Annotated in this window: 4 protein-coding genes; 2 read left to right on the forward strand and 2 right to left on the reverse strand. The window is 69.3% G+C overall.

Annotated features, from left to right (window positions below):
- Window positions 1-228: 228 nt before the first annotated feature.
- Both BN10_RS14505 and BN10_RS14510 read right to left on the reverse strand, forming a co-directional pair.
- Window positions 229-1473: a DUF4032 domain-containing protein gene (locus BN10_RS14505; protein ID WP_010852000.1), complete on the reverse strand. Its 1245-nt coding sequence runs from the start codon at window positions 1471-1473 to the stop codon at window positions 229-231.
- Window positions 1474-1574: 101 nt separating this feature from the next.
- On the reverse strand, window positions 1575-2684 hold the full coding sequence (locus BN10_RS14510; RefSeq protein ID WP_010852001.1) for an ABC transporter ATP-binding protein: 1110 nt from the start codon (window positions 2682-2684) through the stop codon (window positions 1575-1577).
- A gap of 220 nt (window positions 2685-2904) precedes the next feature.
- On the opposite strand from BN10_RS14510, the gene BN10_RS14515 reads away from it, so the two are divergent.
- Both BN10_RS14515 and BN10_RS14520 read left to right on the forward strand, forming a co-directional pair.
- A complete protein-coding gene (locus BN10_RS14515; protein ID WP_010852002.1) occupies window positions 2905-3333 on the forward strand; it encodes a CBS domain-containing protein in 429 nt (142 codons plus the stop codon).
- Between the two features lie 47 nt (window positions 3334-3380).
- A partial coding sequence (locus BN10_RS14520) for a serine/threonine-protein kinase (RefSeq protein ID WP_156917421.1) occupies window positions 3381-4252 on the forward strand: 872 nt, incomplete at its 3' end.

Raw genomic sequence — 4252 nt, forward strand, 5'->3', positions numbered from 1 at the left:
CGGGCGGCGCCGGTGGCGCAGGGGCGCCGTAGGTGGGCGCCGGAGGGGCGTCAGCCGCCGGTGGCGCGGGTGCATCGAAGCGCCGAGACGACCGGCTCGCTGGCCGGAGCGGCCGGAGCGGTCGGGTCGAACGACGAGGAGTCGCTCGACGAGGATGAGGTGTCGGACATGGGTCCCCCTTGCTGGTGTGGTGACGAGAGTGGTGACGTCATGGACGATGGTAGAAGGTCAGTCGTCGAGCACCGTGACCGGCATCTCGACCGTGTCGATGCCGACAACCGACTGCTCATCAGGCTTGCCCGGCAGGATCTGCGCCAGGTAGTCGTCGAGCGCTTCCTGAATGGTGAAGTCATGCTTGGCTCGCTCGGCCATGTACCACCGATGCTCGAGCACCTCGTGGAAGACCTCCGCCGGCTCGAGCTTGGCGCGCAACGACGACGGGATCCGCCGCACGAGCGGCTGATAGACCCGCTCCAGCCAGTCGTGGGCCACGATCTCCTCGTCGTCGCCCTGGCGATCGTGCGCGGCCCGGTAGGCGTCGAGGTCGTTGAGCAGACGCCGGGCCTGATTCTCGCGGACGTCGAGGCCGGTCAGGCGCAGCAGCCGCCGCGAGTGGTGCCCGGCATCGACGACCTTCGGCTGGATGGTCAGAGTCGTGCCGCCGATGTCGGTCGTCATCGCGAACTCGTCGACGTCGAAGCCCAACTTGTTGAGCCGCCGGAGCCGGTCCTCCACCCGCCAGCGCTCGTCGAAAGTGATCTCCTCGGTACTGGTGAGGATGCTCCAGAGCTCGTGGTAGCGGACCATGATCCGCTCGCTCACGGCCACCGGGTCACGGTCCTCCTGGAGCAGGCCCCCCGCCTCGAGGTCCATGAGCTCGCCGGCGATGTTGACCCGAGCGATGTCGAGGTCGTGTTCGCGTTGGCCCGCGGAGAGACTCTCGTGGAGCTCTCCGGTCTCCGCGTCGACGAGGTATGCCGCGAAGGCGCCGGCATCGCGACGGAAGAGCGTGTTCGACAGCGAGACGTCACCCCACCAGAAGCCGGCGAGATGGAGCCGCACGAGGAGCACGGCGAGGGCGTCGATGAGCCGGACGGCGGTGCCCTTGCGCAGGCTCTGGCTGTAGAGCGCCCGATAGGGCAGCGAGAACTGCAGGTGCTCGGTGATCAGGCACGCGTCCAAGGGGTCCCCGTCGGCGTCCTCGCGACCCGCGACCACGGCATACGGCACCACGGTGGGGAGCTCGAGCCGCTGGAGGTTGCGGAGCATGTGGTACTCGCGGGACGCGATCTCGGCCTTGATCTCCTTGATCGCGACCACTCGCCCGGACAGCCGCACGAAGCGCACGACGTGACGTGAGATGCCGCGGGGGAGGGCGGCGAGGATCTCCTCGGGCCACTCCTCGAGCGGCAGCCGCCAGGGCAGGTCGAGCAGCGCGGGATCCGCGCCGGCCGAGGTGATCTGCAGGGCCATCGGGGCCGTCCTCAGGGTCGGGACAAGCCGCTGGGGCCCGGGGAGGTGGCATCCCGGGCCCCAGGGCGTTCAGGGGTGGTGCAAAGGAGTCGGTGTCGACCTCAGCGGGTGAGGCGCTCGCCGGTCTCCTTGTTGAAGACGTGCAGGTGCGCGGCCTTCGGGTGGACGAAGACCTTGGAGCCCTTCTCCGGGACCTGACGGCCGTCGACGCGGGCGATGAAGGGCTTGGCGAGCGCGTCGTCGCCGCTGCCCTCGATGGCGATGCTCTTGTCGGTCGGCGTGCCATAGATGTAGGCGTCCGCGCCGAGTTCCTCGACGACGTCGACGACGAGCTCGAGACCGTCGGGGTTCGAGGTGACCTCGACGTCCTCGGGACGGACGCCGACGATGACCTGGCTGCCCGCACCGGCGACGTCACCGCGGGCGACATCGAGGGTGTGGTTGCCGAACTTCACGCCGGACTCGGTCACCGGGACGCTCAGGAGGTTCATGGCCGGGGAGCCGATGAAGCCGGCGACGAAGAGGTTCGCCGGGCGGTCGTACATCTCGCGCGGGGTCGCGCACTGCTGGAGCAGGCCGTCCTTGAGCAGGGCGATACGGTCGCCCATCGTCATGGCCTCGACCTGGTCGTGGGTGACGTAGACGGTGGTGACGCCGAGGCGACGCTGCAGCGAGGCGATCTGGGTGCGGGTCTGGACGCGGAGCTTGGCGTCGAGGTTCGACAGCGGCTCGTCCATGAGGAAGACCTGCGGGGAGCGGACGATCGCCCGACCCATGGCGACGCGCTGGCGCTGGCCACCGGAGAGGGCCTTCGGCTTGCGGTCGAGGTACTGGGTGAGGTCGAGGATCTTGGCGGCCTCCTCGACGCGCTTGCGGATCTCGGCCTTGTCGGTCCCGGCGATCTTGAGCGCGAAGCCCATGTTGTCGGCGACGGACATGTGCGGGTAGAGCGCGTAGTTCTGGAAGACCATCGCCACGTCGCGGTCCTTGGGTGAGAGGTCGGTGACGTCGCGGTCGCCGATCCAGATCTTGCCGCCGTTGACCTCCTCGAGGCCGGCGAGCATGCGCAGGCTGGTGGACTTGCCACAGCCGGAGGGGCCGACGAGGACGAGGAACTCGCCGTCCTCGATGTCGATGTTGAGCTTGTCGACGCTGGGCTTGTCGTTGCCCGGGTAGATCCGGGTGGCGTTGTCGAACTTGACGGTTGCCATGGGTGTTCTGCTCCTTCACCGGCAGGAACGTGCCGGACGATCCGTTGTAAAGGGATGGTGGCCGCTTCGGTGGAAGCGGTTACATACCAGTATGCCGGGTCCACCCACCCGGAGGGAAGTGGAACGGTGAACTACTTTTCCGGCTCCTCACAGGTGGGCTCGGCCTCGGGCCGCGCGGACATCTCTGGCGCGGCGCCGGTCGGCCCACTACGGTCGGGGCATGAAGATCTCGGACATCGTGCGACACAAGGGTGACTCCGTGGTGACGGTCCGCTCGGACGCCACCGTCAAGGATCTGCTGGCCCTCCTTGCCGAGCACAAGATCGGTGCCATCGTCGTCTCCGACAGCGACGGATCGGTCGACGGGATCGTCAGCGAGCGTGACGTCGTCCGGCACCTGCACAGCGGCGGCGCGCAGGTCCTCGACGGGACCGTCGGTCGGATCATGACCAGGGACGTCCACACCTGCACCACCGACGACGACCTCACCGACCTTGCCGGCCAGATGACCGAGCGCCGGATCCGGCACGTCCCCGTCGTCAACGACGGCAAGCTCGCCGCCATCGTGAGCATCGGCGACGTCGTCAAGTCGCGCATCGACACCCTGCAGGCCGAGGCCGCCCAGCTCCGGGACTACATCCAGGGGTGAGCCTGGCCGGGGAACCTGGCGCCGCGGCATACCGTTGAGTCGTGGCGATGGAGGACTCGGTGACCCAGGACCTCGGCGTGGATGACCTCGCCGAGCACTCGGTCATCGGTCGCTACCGCGTGGTCCAGCGCCTCGGCGAAGGCGGCATGGGCGTCGTGCACCTGGCGCTCGACCGGCAGGGCCGGGCTGTCGCCCTCAAGGTGCTGCGCTCGCTGGACCATCACGACACCGCCGCGCGCGCCCGGTTGCGGCGCGAGGTCGATGCCCTTCGACGGATCACCAGCGCGCACGTCGCGACCATCATCGATGCCGACATCGACGGCCCGATCCCCTATGTCGTCACCCGCTGGGTGCCCGGGCCGGCGCTCGATGACGTCGTCGACGGCCACGGCCCACTCGCGCCCAAGGACCTGCACCGGGTCGCGGTCGGTCTGGCGTCCGCCATCGACGCGATCCATGCCGCCGCCGTGGTCCACCGCGACGTCAAACCGGCCAATGTGCTTCTCCTGGACGGCGATCCGGTCCTCATCGACTTCGGCATCGCCCACCTCACCGACGACGTGCGACTGACCAGCGTCGGGTTGGTCATGGGCACGCCCGGCTATCTCGCGCCGGAGATCATCGAGGGCGGCCAGGTCACGCCGGCGACCGACTGGTGGGGGTGGGCCGCCTCCTTGGCGTATGCCGCGAGCGGCCGCCCGCCCTTCGGCCGCGGCGCCATGGATGCCGTCCTGGCGCGCGTCTCGCGCGGCGATCCGGACCTCGACGGTGTCGACCCGCGCCTGGCTCCGCTGCTTCATGCCGCGCTGTCGCCGCGGGCCGGCGAGCGCCCACACCGCGACGAGGTCGTGCGCGCCCTGGAGGTCTATGCACACGGCGGCGACGTCACCGATGTCATCCGGGTCCGGCCGGCCGCACC

It is taken from the genome of Phycicoccus elongatus Lp2 (assembly GCF_000367525.1).
GTDB classification, from domain to species: Bacteria; Actinomycetota; Actinomycetes; order Actinomycetales; family Dermatophilaceae; genus Phycicoccus_A; species Phycicoccus_A elongatus.